This is a genomic window from Micromonospora sp. NPDC085948, assembly GCF_040686315.1.
Lineage (GTDB): Bacteria > Actinomycetota > Actinomycetes > Mycobacteriales > Micromonosporaceae > Micromonospora.
In genome coordinates, this window is record NZ_JBFBJW010000005.1 from 151,622 (window position 1) to 167,902 (window position 16,281).

Sequence of the window (16,281 nt, forward strand, 5' to 3'; positions counted from 1 at the left end):
GCGACATGCGTTGGCTCCGGCGGTTGCTGGGCGGAAGGCGCGTCCAGCTCGATCCGGCACGACAGCAGGCGCTGCTCCGCGACGTGCAGCACCGGTACGGCCCCCACGCGCGGATCCGGTTCACCGAGCAGGTCGAGGCGCTCACCGCGACGCTGGACAGCGACGACGGCCTGGTGGTGGCAGCCCAGATCGTGGGTCAGGTCGCCGACGAGGCGCATGTGGACCTGCAGTCCCAGGCACAGGAGATCCACCGACGAACGGGCCGGCGGCTGCTAGTGCACCGCCGCAACTACCGGCCGCTGTGGAAGGAGGCCGGTCCCGCGCTGCGCTGGCCGCTGTTCGCACTGCCGTCCGGCTTCCACCCGTACGCGCAGGTGGCCGCCGCTGTCACGGTGGTCGGCAGTCGGGCGCCCCGGCTCGACCGGGTGACCGACCCGAACCCGCTGCTGACCCGGGTGTTCGAGGTGCTCGACCTGACCACCGCCGGCTGGGAGTACGGCCGGGTGCGGGTGGACACCGACGCCGCCGCCCTGGCCGATGGGCTGATCTCCAGTGCCGGGCAGGTCCTCGTGGCCATGGACGACCCGCCGCGACTGCCGCCCGCCGTCCGTGAGCTGATGCGCCGCAACAACACGGTCGCCGTGCACGATCCGGCCGGGCCACGGGCCGTCGGCGGCATCAACCTGGGCGCGCGGATGCGGGAGGAGTTCCTGGTCTGAACACCCCCGGGCGTTACGTGACCTGCCAGCGAGTCCGTTCGCGTACGGCCCGTTGCCCACGGGGTATCGGGCCGGAGACGGTGGGGATTCCGCACCGACGGAATCCCCACCCACCGCGTTAGCCGCCGACCCGGTACGCCCGGAGCACCGTCTGCTCCACCGCGTTGCCGTCCGCGTCGGCGGCGTTCGCCCGCAGCGACACGTGACCGGCACGGCGGTGTGGCACCAGCGCCAGCCAGCCTTCACCGTCCCGGCTGACCGGCACCGCGTGCCAGCTCCGGCCGTCGTCGTACGAGGCGGCGACAGTCACCGTCACCACCGGCCGCCCGGCCACCCCGCCCTGCCGGTGCACCGACATCCGCACCGGTCGGCGGTCACCGACCGACACGGTGTTGCGCAGGTCGACAGGTGCGTCGAGGAGCATTCCCAGCAGCGGCAGTGGCTGCCGGCCCGATACCGTGGCGGACCGGAAGGTCCACGACCCGCTGACCGTCGTGCTCGACCGCCAGGTCGGCGAGTGGTGCGTCGCCGAGGCGGTGAGCCGGTACGTCGCCGCTGCGGCCGGTACGGCGAACTGCCCCCGGCCGGGCTCGGCGACGGTGCCGAGAAGCTGCCCGTTCCGGTACAGGCTGGTGCTGCCCGTGGTGCCGTCATCGAACGCGTCAACGGGTCTCGGATGGCCGCTGGAGTCGCTGAACATCGGCAACATCACGTCGACAACGTCCCCCTGTCGGCTCACCCACGGCTTGCCGACGTTGTCCACGGTCGGCCCGGTCAACGCCGGCCCCAACACCGCCTTATCCCAACTGGTCGCCGGGTTGGCTCCCGGCCGCAGCCTCAGCTCCGTCCTCGCCACCGCCGGGAAGATGTCGTTTCCGAGCGAGATTCGCCAACTGCCCGGCGTGTAGTACTCGGTACGTCGCAGTGGCGCGAACACCGGGCTCGACGCAAACAACCCGTGGTACTCGTCGCCAAGCCGGAGACTCGCGCGGACCTGCCGTACCCCCTCGCCCGCGTCGTGGTAGCTGGTCGGGACGGCGGCCAGTTCCCCGGTCGTCGGCCGGTACGCCAGGTCCGCCGGGATCCCGCCCCGAACCTGGTAGCCAAGCTGGTAGCGGTATGGACTGACCGCCTGCCCGGTCACGGTCGCGGTGAGTGTCCCCGCACCGGCGAGTTCGACGAATCGGTCGATCCCCGGGTATCCGGGTCCCGAGCTGATGGTCGGCAGGGCGAGTGGCTCGCCCGCCCAACCGAACTGCCCGGTCGCCAGCAACACCATCCGGGCGCCCCGCTGCTGGAGCTGGCGTACCACCGGGGCCAGCGCGAACGGTTCCGCCTCGTCATTAGCTGAGGTGAGCACGGCGAGCGCGTCTGCCACGTCCACGTCGGGCAGTTCGCCGGTCGGACCGACCACGAGCCGGACGACCGGAAGTCGCGCGGTCCCCTCGAAGGGTGGTGTCGGCCCGGGCTTCCAGAGCCAGCCGACCCGAACCGGGAACCGTTCCGGTGCGGTCGCCGACAGTTGCAGCATCGGCCGTTCCAGAACCGCCATGTCGGTGAGGCTGAACTCCTCCGCGCTCACCCCGGGTGCGCTGCCCACCAGCACCTCGCCGAAGCCCGGTTCGACGATGTTCCCCATGCCGGTGTTGGTCGGGTCGCCGGACCACCGCCCGCCGATGACGATCTCGCGCAGCCCCTCGGTCGCGGCCGGCTGGTCGGCCACGCCCAGCGGTACCGCCCGGGCCCACCGGGCGTCCAGGGTCACCGTGGTGTCGTCGGCAAGCGTCAGACCCGGATAACCGAGTACGGCGGTCCGGAGCCCGCCGTTCGGCGGTGGCGGCAGATCGACGCTGGACAGCAGGGCGTACCGCCCGGCGGGCACCGACACCGAACCCGATCCCGACACGAAGTCCCGGAAACCGGCGTTCTGGGCGTCGATGCCGACGACCATCGTGGTGCCGCTGTCGCTGGGCCGGCCCTGCTGGTCCAGCAGTCGGACGGTGACCTCGTGCGTCTCGGTGGCCTGCCGCACCCCGACCGGGGTGCGGACGCTTGTCTCACCGGCGGTGGCGACCACGACCCCGCCGTACGTCCCGGCCCGCTGCCGCCCGGCGATCCGCACCGGGACGGCGGCGCTGCCCCGGGCCGGCACGGTGAGGGTCGTCGCGCCGAGCGTGGCCAGCTGCGGCGGGGCCGGCTGGCCGGCGGTGTCGGCCAGGCTCAGCGCCAGCCGCAGCGTGACAGGCGTCGACCCGTCGTTGCGGTAGGTCAGTTGCCGGGTGCCGCCCGGCGCCCCCCAGGGCAGATCCATGGCGAGGGACGCCACCTCGGCCCGCACCGGCTGGGTGACAGCCCGGGCCACGTCGATCCGACCGGCGCCGACGTCGAAGACCCGGGACTCCCGGGCCGGCGCGGCGGCGCCGACCAGGGCCGCCTTGAGCTGCGCACCGGTCCACTCGGGGTGCCGCTGCGCGAGGATCGCCGCCGCCCCGGCGACGTGCGGTGCGGCCATCGAGGTGCCGGAGAGCGGCACGTGGTCGGGGTGGCCGGCGATCCCCGGGTACGCCCCGGTCGCCCGGGCGGCCAGGATCGCCTCCCCCGGCGCGGCCAGCTCGGGTTTCGGTGCCCCGTCCCAGACCCGGGGTCCCCGGCTGGAGAACTCACTGATCCGATCGGCGGGGTCCACACTGGAGACCGCGAGGGCGGCGTTGGCGCTGGCCGGAGCCGACACCGGCGCGTACGCCCCCCGGTTGCCGGCGGCGGCCACGAAGAGGGTGCCGTGATCCGCGCTGAGCCGGTCGACCGCCTGGCTGACCGGGTCGGTGCCGTCGCTCGGGCCGCCGCCGAGGCTCAGGTTCACCACCTTCGCACCGGCCTTCGTGGCCGCCCATTCCATGCCGGCGAGAATCCACTCCTCGGATCCATCGCCGGAGTCGTCGAGCACCTTGCCCACCGCCAGCTTCGCGTCCGGGGCGACACCGCGATGCCGACCGGCCGCCCCCGAGCCCCCGACGGTCGCCGCCACGTGGGTGCCGTGGCCGAACCGGTCCTCGACGCTCCCCGTCCCGGTGAAGTCCTGCGCCGCCGACACCCGACCGGCCAGGTCCGGATGGTCGGTGTCGTACCCGGAGTCGAGGACCGCGACCGTGACACCCCTGCCGGTGTAGCCCGCCTGCCACGCCGTGGGTGCGCCGATCTGCGGCACGCTCCGATGCAGGCTCGCCCGGTAACGGGCGTTCAACCACACCTTCCGGACGCCGCCGCGGATGCTCCGGGCCGCCGGGTTCGCCTGGCGGACCAGGTCCGCCCAGAACCGGGCACCCGTCGCCTTCGGCTGGTCGTTCGCGGTCAGGTTCAACCCGGGCAGCACCCGGCGGGCCCCCGTTCCCGCCAACGGGACCGCCCGCCGGGCCTGGCCGGGGTCGGCGTACTGGACCAGCAACGGCAGCACCGGACTGGCGTTGTCGTCGTAGCCCTGCGCCAACAGGCCGGTGACGTCGAACAGCCGCTCGTCGAGCAGGTCCGCCCGGAGCAGGGGTACGGCGTCGGTGGGGACCACGTACCAGGCGCCGTCACGCTGGTAGCGGGCGTACGAGACGGCCCGGGGCCGGACCGGAGCGGTCCCGTCCCGCCCGGCAGCCGGCGCAACCGAGGGTTCGCCCTCCGGATCCAGCCGGACCACGTCCCCGGTTATCAGCGTCACCGTGCCGGCGGTCCTCGGCACGCCCCGCCCGGCACCGGCCGTCGCGCCGTCGCCGACTGCCCGCGTCGGCCCGGCGGAAGGGGCACCGGCCGCCGCGTACGACGGCACAACCGTGAGGAGCGACGCCACGGACAGTGCGACGGCCAGTAGTCGCCGTCCACCGCCGACCCGGAACCAGCCTCTCCCGGCGGTCATCGGACCTCACCGACCCGGTCGACGATGGTGAACGTGGGCACCTCTACTGCCACCACGGTCCCGGCCGGGATGCCGCGCTCCGTCCGGATCTGCACCGAACGGAAGCCGAGCAGTTCACGCCCCGCGGCGTCGAAGACCAGTTCCTCCCGCTGGGCATCGTTGCCGGTCGACTCACCGTCGCGGCCGATCGCGACACCCTGCCGACCAGCCAGTTCGACCCGGCCCTCGACCCGTTCGACTCCGGGAATCAGTGCGACCGCCTGGTAGAGGGCCGCCCGAACGTCGGGAGGCACGATCGGGGCGACCTCCCGGAGCAGGTCCAGGACCCTGGTGAAGACCTGTCCGTCGGGAGAGTGCTTGTTCTGGTCGCCGACCGCCTCCCGCAGGGTGGCCAGTAGCCGGGCCGGATCGGTCGGCAGGCTCGCCAGGTACGCCGGCGTCGGCCGGTACACGTCGCCCGGGTCCCGGACCGCCGGGCAGCTCGCACAGTCGGCGGGCGGCTGGTAGTCGGGCGCCGGCCCGTACTCCTCGACCTCCGGCGGTGCGGTCAGGTCGTACCCGAGTTCGCGGGCGAGCTTGGCGTCGGCCGGGGTCAGCGGGGTACGGCTGACCCCCTCGGTGATGCGCGTCCGCGCCGACCGCAGGCCCTCCACGGCGGACCACATCTCGTGCCGGCGAGCCAGCCAGACCCTGGCCAGCGGCCCGGCGCCGTCGATATCGCCGATCAGCGACAGGGACCGTTCCTCGCCCACCCGGTAGATGAACTGCCCCGGCCGGGCCTCGGCGGCCCGGTCGAGCCGGGCGTTCGCGGCGACCAGCCGCAGCACCGTCCCGGCGTCGTCGCCGTCGCCGATCGGGACCGTGGCGGGGAGGCTGCCCACCCCACCCGGGTCCGGGCTGCCGGGAACCGTCGCCGGCCCGAGGATCGCCGGCACGACAAGCGCCGTGGCAACCGCAGCCGAGATGCCGAGCCCGCCGAGCGACACATGCCACCACCGGGCGCCGAGCCGGCCGCTGCGGCCCGCCGGCCGGATACGCACCGCTGCGAAACGGCGACGCCACGGCGACGCCACGGATTCGGCCCGAGCCTGCACGAGCAGGGCCGCCCGGGCCCGCGCCGTCGCCTCGGCGGACGGTGCCGGAGCCTTCCCCAGTACGTCGCGAATCATCCGCACGTCGTCCATCACAGGTCCCCCAGGTCTCGATCGTGGCCGCTCGGATCGGTGTCGCCAAGCGCCTCGCGCACCTTGCGACGCGCCCGGCTGAGCCGGGAACAGACCGTGCCGTACGGAATTTCCAGGGCTGCCGCGACCTCGTGATAGGTAAGTTCGCCGAGCGCGACGAGCAGGAGTACGTCCCGGTCCCGGGCCGAGAGTGAGGCCAGTGCCCTGGCCAGATCGCGGTGCACGCTCTGCGCACTGACCATCGCGGTGATCCGCTCGTCGTGACCGACGACGGACTGGTCCTGCGGTGCCCGGGCCATTGCCCGGTAGCGCCGCTGCTCGCTACGCCGCTGGCGGCGGACGAGGTTCGTGGCGATGCCGTACAGCCACGCCCGGACGTGCCCGCCCGGTGCGTGCTCGGCCGGGGCACCGTCGCCGGCGGGGTCTCCCGCATCGAATCGGGTCCGTTTGGCGAAGGCGATCAGGAAGGTCTCCGCCGCCAGGTCGTCGGCGGCGGTCGGGCCGAGCCGGTTCGCGGCGAACCGGTGGATCTCCGGGTAGTACCTGTCGAAGAGCAGCGCGAACCTCTCCGGCTCGGCGCGCGACAGCCTGATCAGGACGACGTCGGCCACCGCGCCGAGGTCGTCGGGCGGGTCGGTGCCGGCCCGGGAGCCGGGAGCGACCGCACACACGGGTGGCCCGGTCACGAGAGGGTTCCAGTCATGGATCGTTGTCCTCCAGGGAGCGTCATGCGTCTGACACCCCTCTACGCCCGATGACAGCGATCCCCTTCACGCCCGGCGACGGCTATCCGGAATCCATCGTGCAACCCCGCCACCTGGCGCACGGTTCCACGCTTCCTTCTTAGACGTCGAGCGCAGCCATCGCCGGTTGCGAACCCGCACGCTCTCAGGCCATCGCGCGCAACCTGGACCGCGCCGGCTGCACACGCCGTTGGACGCGCAACCCGGCCCCCAGGACGTAGAGGTCGCGCTTGGCCGTGGCCAGCCCCTTCGCGTCGAGCACGTACCCGGTGAGCCAGATCCAGTCGTTGTACGGGTCGGTCTCGCCGACAGACACCAGACGCAGTATCAACGCCCGGTCCCCCGAGAACTGCACCGAGCAGGCCGCCCCGGTCAGCACGACCTCGGCATGGCGGCGATCGACAACACCGTCGCCGGTCTGCGGCTAGCGGCCACCGGAATGTCGAACCGCAACGCCCGCTCGCCGGCATGGAGCGGGTATTCCTCGCGCCACCCGTCTCCGAGTGGTGACGCGGTGAGGCAGCATGACCGTCATGCAGACGGTTGTCGCGATCCGGCGTTACCCGCTCAAGAGCGCCCGGGGGGAGGCACTCACCGCGGCCGACGTCGAGCAGACCGGTCTGCGCGGCGACCGGACGTGGGCCTGTATCGACCGCGGCGACGGGACGGTCGGCAGCGCCAAACACCCACGACGATGGGGGCGCCTGCTCGATGTCGGCACGAGCATGCGGGACGACGCCCCGGAGACGACCCTGACGCTGCACGTCGACGGCACATCGGTGCCAGCCGGAAGCGCGGCGGCAGATGCCGCGCTCAGCAAGCACCTGGGCCGCCCGGTGCGGTCGAGCCGCGAGTTGCCGCCCGACGCGAGACTGCACCGGACGTTGCCTGACGACGTAGGCATGGTGCCCGATTGGATGGACGGCGCCCGGCCCGGTCAGGACACCATCACGGCGATCGCGGGCGCGGGGCGGGTGGGCCGGTTCGTCGACTTCGGCGCCGTTCACATCGTGACCACCGGCGCGCTGTCTCTGCTGGGTGGGCGCATGGGAGGTGGCAGTGTGGCCGCGACGCGGTTTCGTCCGAACCTGGTCATCGACGCACCGCGTGACCCGGAACCGGGGCAGGAACTTCGCCTGGGCGATGTCGTCCTCCGGGTGGTCCTGCCCACCCCGAGGTGCATCGTCCCCGGGCTTTCCCAGGCCGAACTACCGGCTGACCTCTCGGTGCTGAGCGCCCTGGCCCGGCACTACCGCATCCCGGTGGCCGGGCTCGGGCGGGCAGCCTGCTTCGGGACCTACGCCGATGTCGTCCAGCCAGGCCGATTCCGACTGGGGCAGGTCGTTCGTTGACGCTGATTGCCCGCCGCCGAAAACCGATTGGTCCCTGTTGCGCTGACATGCGACGATCCGCCGATGTCTGCCAACACCAGGCAGCGTCGGCTTGCCGCGCTGCGCGCCTGTGACCAGATTCTTTCCGGCATCCGGCCCACGACAATGAGGGAGCGGCTCGCGGACATGGACGCGGGCGGTGATCTGGACGGTGAGCCCGACTTCTACGGCGACGGTCCGGTGAACGCGCTGGAAGAACGCGTGGCAGGACTACTGGGAACCGAGGCCGCCGTCTTCTTCCCCACCGGCACGATGGCCCAGCAGGTCGCGCTGCGCTATGGCGCTGACCGCACCGGGCACCCGACGGTCGCTCTCCACCCGCTCGGCCACCTGGAGATGGACGAACGGCATGCCTACGCCCACCTGAGCGGTCTGCGCAGCACCTGGCCGACCACCGCGCCCCGCAACCCCACGGCCGAGGAGATCAACGCCCTCGCCGAACCCGTGAGCACCGTCGTCATCGAACTCCCGCTGCGCGACGCCGGCTTCGTCCTCCCCTCCTGGGACGATCTCGCCGCCGCATCCGCCGCAGCGCGCGCCATCGGCGCCCGCGTACATGTCGACGGTGCCCGAATCTAGGAATCCACCCCACACCTGGCACACACCCTCAGCGAGATCGCCGACCTCGCCGACAGCACCTACGTCTCGTTCTACAAGACGATCGGCGGTATCAGCGGGGCGGCGCTCGCGGGCACCACGCAGCTCGCCTCCTACGCCCGCATCTGGCGGCACCGCTGCGGCGGCGAGGTGTTCCAGCAGTGGCCAGCCGCTCTGAGCGCACTCGCCGGCCTCGACCGGGAGCTGCCACGCATCCCCGATTACGTGCGGCACGCGCGAACAGTCGCCGCGGCACTCAGCGCGCTTCCCGGCGCGCGGGTGTATCCAGAACCGCCGCACACCCATCGATTCCGTCTCTGGCTGCCCCATCCGGCGCAGGCGCTCAACGACGCCGCGCTCGCACTCGCCGAGGAGGACAAGGTGTGGTTCGTCGCCGGGTGGCAGGACACCGCCGTGCCGGGTATGGCGATGACCGAGGTCACCGTCGCCACCCCCGCCCTCGAGTGGACCACCGACGACATCGCCGAGGTTGGTGAGCGCTTCCTCGGCCGCGTCGTCGGCCGTTGACCCCGGGCTCTGGCGCCACCGCCGGCACCAGTGGGGAGCAGAAGCACTCCGCGCCTCGAACAGTCACCGGCACCACACCGCACTCGGCGGCCCACCCGACACGACAACTGTGCGCAACCGCTTGCCCACCCGTCGAACACCGCTCGACCATGTGCTGATGGGGCCGGAGCGTCGTGTCATCCTCGGGGTCGACGTGGGCACCACCGCCGTGCGGGCCGGCGCGTTCGCGCTGGACGGCTCGGCCCGACACGTTCGGACGCGGGCGTACCCGCTGCTCCAACCGCTGCCCGGCTGGCACGTCCAGGACCCCGACGTGCTGGTGGCGGCCACCCTGGCGGCGGTGTCCGCATGTGTCGCCGACACTGCTGGTGCGGAGGTCGTGGCCCTCGCGGTCAGCTCCCCCAGGTACGGCGTGATCGGGTTGGACGCGACACTCAGCCCGGTGACGCCGCTGCTGACCGGGCGGGACACACGCTCCGCGGAGGTGGCCCGCGACCTGCGGGTCTCCGGCCAGAGCCGGGAGCTGCACCGGATCACCGGCACGCCCGTGCACCCGGGAAGCCCGCTGTGCAAGCTCATCTGGTTCGCCCGCCACGAGCCGTACCTCTGCGCCGCGACGCGGTGGTGGATCGGCCTGAAGGACTACCTGGTCCATCGGCTCACCGGGACGCTGGTGACCGAGCTGTCGTCGGCGTCCGGCACCGGCATGTTCGACGTGCACCGGCGGGTGTGGAGTGCGGGCGTCCTCGATCTGGTCGGGGTGTCCGGCAGCCAACTGCCGCCGGTCCTGCCCACGACGGGCGTGTTGCGGCTCTCCTCGGCGGGCGGGCAGGCGGTCGGCCTGCCGTCCGGCACACCTGTCGTCGTGGGCGCGGCCGACGGGCCGTCGAGCACCCTGGGCATGGCGGCGATCGACAGCACCGTCGCCGGTCTGCGGCTAGCGGCCACCGGGGCCCTGCGGACGGTCGTCGCGGCTCCGCTCGTCGACCCGGCGGAGGTCTTCTCCTGCGCCGCGCTGACCGAGGACGCCTGGGTGGTCGGCGCGACTGTCGACAACGGCGGCAACGTGGTGCGGTGGGCCGGTGGCGCCCTCGAACCCGATCCTCGCCCGGCGTCCGACGACCAGCTCGCCGCGCCCGAGCTGCTGGCGCTCGCCGAACGGGTCGCCCCGGGCAGCGACGGCCTGGTGATGCTGCCCTACCTGCTGGCCGACCGGGCGTCGGCGGTGGATCCCGGCCCGCCGGGCGCGTATCTGGGCCTGCGGAGCGAGCACTCCCGAGGTCACCTGGTGCGCGCCGCGCTGGAGGGTGTGTGCCTGCACCTCGGCGGCGTCCGGGACCGCCTGGCCGAGCTGACACCGGTCAGCAGCGTTCGCCTGGCCGGGGGCGCGTTCCGGTCTCCGCTGTGGCGTGCGGTGATGGCCGCGGTCCTGGACTGTCCGACCCAGGCGGCGGGCGAGGACGAGGACGCCGCCCTCGGCGCGGCCGCGCTCGGGCTCTACGCGATCGGCCTCGCCGCCGATCTCACCGAGGCCGTCACCCTGCTCAGTCCTGCGAGTGCCCGCGCCGAGCCGGTCGCGGTCGACCCGACCCTCGCCACGACCTACCGCGGGCTGCGCGCGAAGCTGCCCGCACTCCGCACGGTGGCGGGCCGCGTGGGCGAGATCCTCGACGAGGTGGCGGCCGGCCCGGACGTCGGCTGGCAGGCCACCGGGGCGTACCGGGACGTGGTGGGCGGTTGACCGGGCCGGTCGCCGGCCGTCAGTGCTCGGGGTCCTCCTTGACCTGGGCCACGAGCTGGGTCGGGTTGACGTAGCGCAGTGCGACGACGAGCAGCACGAGCATCATCGACGTGTAGATGACCGCCATGGCGTCCACCGACTGCTGGGCCCGGATGCCGGACGCGGACATCGAGTAGTAGAGCGCCACGACGAGGGTCTGCGAGTCGGGACCCGCGGTCAGGAAGGTCAGCTCGAACATGCCGACGGTCCGGACGAGGACGAGGATCGCCGAGGCGAGGATGCCCGGCACGAGCAGCGGTGTGAGGACCCGGAGGAACACCGTACGCAGGCCCGCGCCGCACATCCGCGCGGCGCTCTCGATGCGCGGGTCGATCTGCTCGATGAACGGGGTCATGGTCAGGATGACGAAGGGCACCGAGGGTACGAGGTTGGCGAGCACCACCCCGGACATGTTTCCGGCCAGCCCGAACTTGTAGAGGACCGTCGCCAGCGGGATGCCGTACGTGATCGGGGGCATGAGGATGGGCAGCAGGAACACGAGGAAGATCAGCCGCTTGCCGGGGAAGGACCGCCGCGCGAGGACGTAGGCCGCCGGCACACCGATCAGCAGCGAGAGGCCCACGACGAGTACGGAGACCTCGAGCGTCACGACGATCACCTGGAGGAGCGCGAACTCGTCCCAGGCCCGGCCGTACCAGCTCGTGGTGTAGCCGTCCGGGAGCCAGGTGTCGAACCAGCGCTTGCCGAACGAGCTGACCAGCACGGACGCCACGACGCCCAGCAGGTTGACGAAGAAGAAGATGACGACGCCCCACACGATCCAGGCGGCCGGCCGGGCGGCGAGGCGCCGACGCCGGTCGGTGCTGGTGGCGGTGGGTCGCGCCGGTGGCGCCTGGGTGATCGATGCCATCAGCCCTTGCCTCCGGTGGCGCCGGTGTAGAAGCGACTGCGCGCGGCCAGCACCACCGCGATGACGACCAACTCGACGAAGCCCATGATCATGGCGATCGCCGACGCGTACGGGTAGTCGTACTGTTCGTATGCCGCCTGGTAGGCGGCGAGGGAGATGACCCGCGTCTCACCGGCCGGGTTGCCGACCAGGACGGCCGACGGGAACACGCTGAACGCCAGCACGAAGGTCAGGCAGAACGTCGTGGCGAGGCCGGGCATCAGCAGCGGGAGGGTGATCCGGGTGAACCGGCGACGCCAGTCCGCCCCCAGCGTCGCCGCCGCCCGTTCCAGGGTGGGGTCGATCCCGGAGAGGTAGGAGAGCACCAGCAGGAACGCGAACGGAAAGCCGGTGATCACCAGCGAGAAGAACACGCCCCAGTAGTTGTGGGTCAGTCGTACCGGCTCGTCGACGAGGTGCGTGGCGAGCAGGATCCGGTTGAACCAGCCGGTCGGGCCGAGGAAGTTCAGCAGCCCCTGGGCGGTGAGGACGGTGCCGAGCGTGATCGGCACGACCAGCAGCGTGGTGACCAGCCGTTTGCCCCGGAACCGGCCGCGCATCCGGTAGGCGATCGGCACGGCGGCGAGGACGTTCAGGAGCGCGGCGGGCAGCGCGATCCGCAGCGTGATCCAGATCGTGCCCCGCTCGTAGGCGTCGGAGAAGAACCTGGCGTAGTCGCTGAACGGCCCGCCGTTGGTCGGCTGGAACGACAGCGTCAACCCGTAGAAGAACGGATAGAGGAACAGGGCGACGACGAAGACCAGCGCCGGGACCAGGAGGAGGAGCTGACGGTCGATGCCCCGTTCGGCGAGACGGTGTTGCCAGTGCGCCGACGGTCGGCCGGGCCCGGGGACGCTCACCGCGCCGCCACCGACGCGTCGGCGAGGCGGTCGGTCTCCGCTGTCGCGCCGGCCGGATAGACCAGCAGCCGCTGCGGGTCGATGGCGAGCTTGACCTGGTCAGCGGGTGCGATCCGCTGCTCGGTACGCAGGTGCAGCGACTGTCCGGTGTCGGTGCGCGCCTCGGCCGCCAACTCCCGACCCTGGTACTCCACCACCTCGATCGTCGCGGACAGGGCGTTGGCGGTCCCGCCGGCCTCGCCGACGCGGATGTCCTCGGGGCGTACCGCGACCACCACGTCGGCACCGTCGGCCAGGTCGCCGACGGCCTCGCCGAGCAGGCGTTGACCGGACGACTCGACGGTGGCCCGATTGCCGTCGCACCGCACCACCCGGCCCCGCCAGAGGTTGCGGTAGCCCATGAAGTCGGCGACGTGCCAGTTCGCCGGGCGGGTGTGCAACTCGCGCGGCGACCCGATCTGCTGCACCCGCCCCTCCCGCAGCACCACCAGCCGGTCGGCCAGGGAGAGCGCCTCCTCCTGGTCGTGCGTGACGTACACGGTGGTGAGCCCCAGCGACTGGTGCAGCCGGCGGATCTCGGTCCGCATCTCCAGCCGCAGCTTGGCATCGAGGTTGCTCAACGGCTCGTCCATCAACACCAGCGACGGCTCGAACACGACGGCACGGGCGATGGCGACGCGCTGCTGCTGACCACCGGACAGCTGACCGGGCAGCTTGTCGACGTGGTCCTCCAGCCGCACCAGCCGCACCGCCTCCGCCGTACGCCGGCGCGTCTCCTCCTTCGGCAGCCGCCGCATGCGCAGGCCGAAGGCGATGTTCGCCCGCACCGTCAGGTGCGGGAAGAGGGCGTAGCTCTGGAACACCATGCCGAAGCCCCGGCGCTCCGGTGGCAGTGTGTCGATCCGCCGCTCGTCCTGCCAGATGCTCCCTCGGGTCAACGGCAGGAGCCCGGCCAGGCAGTTCAGGGCCGTCGACTTGCCACAGCCGGACGGGCCGAGCAACGCGATGAACTCGCCCGTCTCGATGGTGAGGTCCAGCTCGGTGAGCGCGTCCTGACCGCCGAACCGACGGGACACCCCGTCCAACCGCAGCTGGGAGAAGGCACTCATCCCTGCTTGACCTTCCCGCCGCCGATCTCGCGGTCCCACCGGTTGAACGCCGCCACGAGGCTCTTCGCGTCCAGCGGTACCTCGGTCGGGTTGCCGGCGATCAGCGCCTCGTACTCGGGGCGGCCGAACTCCCGGATCGCGTCCTGACTCTTCTGCGGCGCCGAGGTGAGCCCGACGTCCTTCACCGCCGGGCCCGGGTAGAAGTAGCCCTCGTCGTACGCCTTGGCCTGTTGCTCGGGAGTGAGCATGAACGCCAGCAGGGCCAGGACCGCCGCCTGGGTGTCGGTCGAGACGCCCTTGGGCAGCACGGCGTAGTGCGCGTCGGTGACCCAGTGGAAGCCGTCGATCGTGGCGATCCTGGCCTCCTTCGGCACCGTGCCCAGCACGCGGGGGTTGATGTCCCAGCCGGTCGTGCTGACGATCAGTTGAGCCGTGCCGTTGGCGAGGTTCTTCATCGTCTCGGTGGTGCCGGACGGGTAGTAGTCGACGTACTGGCCCAGCTCCTTGAGGAAGGCCCAGGTCTTGTCCCACCCCGCGGTGGGATCCTTGGGGTTGGCGTCGCCCAGGATGTAGGGCAGACCCATCAGGAAGGTGCGGCCGGGGCCGGAGTTGGCCGGCCGGGCGTACTGGAACTTCTTGGGGTTGGCCCGGGCCCACGCGAGCAGGGCCTCCGCGGTGCTCGGCGGTGTGGCCAGGCGGGCCGGCAGATATTCCAGCAGCGGGCCGGACGGGTAGTAGGTGACGGTGACCCCGGCGTTGCCGGCGAGCTGTTGCATCGCGGCGGCCGGTACCAGGTAGTTGCCCATGCCGCCGAGGCGGTCCTGGAACGTCGGCAGCAGGTCGATCCAGAGGCCCTGTTCGATGCCCGCGGCCAGCCCGTCGACGCCGGTCAGCACGAGACCGATGTCCACCCGGTTCGCGCCCTGCTGAGCTTTGATCTTGCCGGACAGTTCCGGTGCGGGCGCCTTCGAATAGGTCACCCGGGAGATCACGTCGGGGTTCTTGGCGACGAAGTCGTCGATCATCCCCTGCGTCAGCTGCAGATTGCCGGCAACGTCGAGGACGTTGAGTGTCACCGCCCGGCCGGGTCGCTGCGGCACCTCACCCGTGGTGTCGCCGGTGGTCTTGCCAGGACCGTCCGGTGCTCCGCACCCGACCGCGCCCACGAGGAGCGACGATGCCGTGACCGCAAGAGCGCCGCGCCGCGTCATACCCATGAGCTGTTCCCTCCGCCAGGTGTCATCCCCGCTGATTCAGGCAGCCGGCGTGGCGCGACGGCAATGGGTTGCCATGTATTGCCTCGCGCGAATGCGTCCGAGACACCGGTTTGTTGCGAGGGCATTGCCGAGCACTCACCGTCGTCATACCATGATCACGGCGCGTAGCCGGGAGGAGCATGCAGATGCCCGACCACACCAGGCCGCCCGACAAGAGGGTCACGATCTACGACGTCGCGAGCGAAGCCGACGTCTCACCGTCCACCGTGTCCCGTGCCTTCTCCAGGCCGAGCCGCGTCAACTCCGAGACCGCCGAGCGGGTCCGGCAGGTCGCGGAGCGGCTGGGCTATCGGACCAGCCCCCTCGCCCGCACCCTCAGCACGGCACGCACGCACATGATCGCGCTCGTCATCGCCGACATCACCAACCCGGTGTACGCCGAGATCGTGCGCGGCGCGCAGGAGGCGGCGACCGACGGCGAGTACACCACGGTGCTGATCGACGCCCAGGAGTCCGACCGGCGGGAACGGGAAGCGATCGAACGCACCATGTCGACTGTCGACGGCATCGTGCTGGCCAGCAGCCGGATGTCCGACTCGGCCATCCGGATGTTCGCCAAGCAACGGCCGGTGGTGGTCCTCAACCGCGCCATCGCCGACGTGCCCTGCGTCGTGACGGACAACCCCCGGGGTGTGCGGCGGGCCGTCGAACACCTCGGTGAGCTGGGGCACGACCACATCACGTACGTCGCCGGGCCGGAGGCCTCCTGGCCGAACGGCATCCGCTGGCGGTCGCTGCTCGAGGCCGGCATGGAGCTGGAGATCAAAGTACGTCAGATCGGCCCCTTCAGCCCGACCATCGCGGGCGGTGAGCGGGCCGCCGAGGAGTTGTGCGCGCGGCCGGCAACCGCCGTCCTCGCCTTCAACGACCAGATGGCGATCGGCCTCATCCGCGGTCTCGGTCAGCGGGGCGTCGACATTCCGGGCGACGTGAGCATCGTGGGTTTCGACAACATCGTCGCGGCCGACCTCGTCACACCCGGGCTGACCACTGTCGCGGCACCTATGTACGCGGAGGGCTCGGCCGCGACCCGACACCTGCTCACGATGATCGAGGGGGCACCCGGGCACACCGGTCGACCGATGGTCCTGCCGGTACGCCTCGTGGTCCGCCACTCCACGGCCGCCCGCAACCCGAGCCCGGGTCGAGCCCGACCGCCCTGGGTCCGGCAGCGGCCGGCGCCCAACCCGGCGGCGCACCTGTGGTGAGGCCACCCGGCGACAAGAAACGACAACTCCTTGCCCAGGCCGGGGCACCCCGGACAGGATCGGCGCACCTTCCATTC

General features: G+C 71.9%; 14 protein-coding genes. 6 read left to right on the forward strand and 8 right to left on the reverse strand.

Features of this window, described 5'->3' with window-relative positions:
- The first annotated feature begins 5 nt into the window (after positions 1 to 5).
- Positions 6 to 719, forward strand: a complete 714-nt coding sequence (locus AB0O48_RS15920; RefSeq protein ID WP_357239862.1) for a hypothetical protein — start codon at positions 6 to 8, stop codon at positions 717 to 719.
- 118 nt (positions 720 to 837) lie between these two features.
- Here AB0O48_RS15920 and AB0O48_RS15925 read toward each other — a convergent pair whose 3' ends face one another.
- The 4 genes from AB0O48_RS15925 to AB0O48_RS15940 all read right to left on the reverse strand — a co-directional run bounded on the left by AB0O48_RS15925 (position 838) and on the right by AB0O48_RS15940 (position 6,860).
- Complete coding sequence (locus AB0O48_RS15925; RefSeq protein ID WP_365066147.1) at positions 838 to 4,617, reverse strand: S8 family serine peptidase; 3,780 nt, start codon at positions 4,615 to 4,617, stop codon at positions 838 to 840.
- On the reverse strand, positions 4,614 to 5,801 hold the full coding sequence (locus AB0O48_RS15930) for a CU044_5270 family protein (protein WP_365066150.1): 1,188 nt from the start codon (positions 5,799 to 5,801) through the stop codon (positions 4,614 to 4,616). Before AB0O48_RS15930 ends, AB0O48_RS15925 begins: the two co-directional genes overlap by 4 nt.
- Positions 5,801 to 6,412, reverse strand: a complete 612-nt coding sequence (locus AB0O48_RS15935; protein ID WP_357240656.1) for an RNA polymerase sigma factor — start codon at positions 6,410 to 6,412, stop codon at positions 5,801 to 5,803. The genes AB0O48_RS15930 and AB0O48_RS15935 overlap by 1 nt, the downstream gene beginning before the upstream one ends.
- Positions 6,413 to 6,689: 277 nt before the next feature.
- The gene (locus AB0O48_RS15940) at positions 6,690 to 6,860 is read right to left on the reverse strand and encodes a hypothetical protein (protein ID WP_365066153.1); all 171 of its coding nucleotides are present in this window, start codon (positions 6,858 to 6,860) and stop codon (positions 6,690 to 6,692) included.
- Between the two features lie 217 nt (positions 6,861 to 7,077).
- Here AB0O48_RS15940 and AB0O48_RS15945 point away from each other — a divergent pair, with 217 nt between their 5' ends.
- From AB0O48_RS15945 to AB0O48_RS15960, 4 genes are all read left to right on the forward strand, one after another.
- The gene (locus AB0O48_RS15945) at positions 7,078 to 7,896 is read left to right on the forward strand and encodes an MOSC N-terminal beta barrel domain-containing protein (protein ID WP_357239874.1); all 819 of its coding nucleotides are present in this window, start codon (positions 7,078 to 7,080) and stop codon (positions 7,894 to 7,896) included.
- A gap of 63 nt (positions 7,897 to 7,959) precedes the next feature.
- A complete protein-coding gene (locus AB0O48_RS15950; RefSeq protein ID WP_365066157.1) occupies positions 7,960 to 8,514 on the forward strand; it encodes a beta-eliminating lyase-related protein in 555 nt (184 codons plus the stop codon).
- Positions 8,515 to 8,682: 168 nt separating this feature from the next.
- Positions 8,683 to 9,060, forward strand: coding sequence for a hypothetical protein (locus AB0O48_RS15955; protein ID WP_365066160.1), 378 nt, complete (start codon positions 8,683 to 8,685; stop codon positions 9,058 to 9,060).
- A gap of 157 nt (positions 9,061 to 9,217) precedes the next feature.
- A complete protein-coding gene (locus AB0O48_RS15960; RefSeq protein WP_365066163.1) occupies positions 9,218 to 10,801 on the forward strand; it encodes a gluconokinase in 1,584 nt (527 codons plus the stop codon).
- 19 nt (positions 10,802 to 10,820) lie between these two features.
- Here AB0O48_RS15960 and AB0O48_RS15965 read toward each other — a convergent pair whose 3' ends face one another.
- From AB0O48_RS15965 to AB0O48_RS15980, 4 genes are read right to left on the reverse strand one after another with little or no spacing between them, the layout of a single operon-like run.
- Complete coding sequence (locus AB0O48_RS15965; RefSeq protein ID WP_357570341.1) at positions 10,821 to 11,711, reverse strand: ABC transporter permease; 891 nt, start codon at positions 11,709 to 11,711, stop codon at positions 10,821 to 10,823.
- Positions 11,711 to 12,610 carry an ABC transporter permease gene (locus AB0O48_RS15970; protein WP_357570343.1) on the reverse strand — a complete coding sequence of 300 codons (900 nt, stop codon included), beginning with the start codon at positions 12,608 to 12,610 and terminating at the stop codon, positions 11,711 to 11,713. Before AB0O48_RS15970 ends, AB0O48_RS15965 begins: the two co-directional genes overlap by 1 nt.
- A complete protein-coding gene (locus AB0O48_RS15975; protein ID WP_357570344.1) occupies positions 12,607 to 13,719 on the reverse strand; it encodes an ABC transporter ATP-binding protein in 1,113 nt (370 codons plus the stop codon). Before AB0O48_RS15975 ends, AB0O48_RS15970 begins: the two co-directional genes overlap by 4 nt.
- Positions 13,716 to 14,936, reverse strand: coding sequence for an extracellular solute-binding protein (locus AB0O48_RS15980; RefSeq protein WP_365066168.1), 1,221 nt, complete (start codon positions 14,934 to 14,936; stop codon positions 13,716 to 13,718). Before AB0O48_RS15980 ends, AB0O48_RS15975 begins: the two co-directional genes overlap by 4 nt.
- A gap of 185 nt (positions 14,937 to 15,121) precedes the next feature.
- Here AB0O48_RS15980 and AB0O48_RS15985 point away from each other — a divergent pair, with 185 nt between their 5' ends.
- On the forward strand, positions 15,122 to 16,204 hold the full coding sequence (locus AB0O48_RS15985; protein WP_357570346.1) for a LacI family DNA-binding transcriptional regulator: 1,083 nt from the start codon (positions 15,122 to 15,124) through the stop codon (positions 16,202 to 16,204).
- The last annotated feature ends 77 nt before the right edge of the window (positions 16,205 to 16,281 follow it).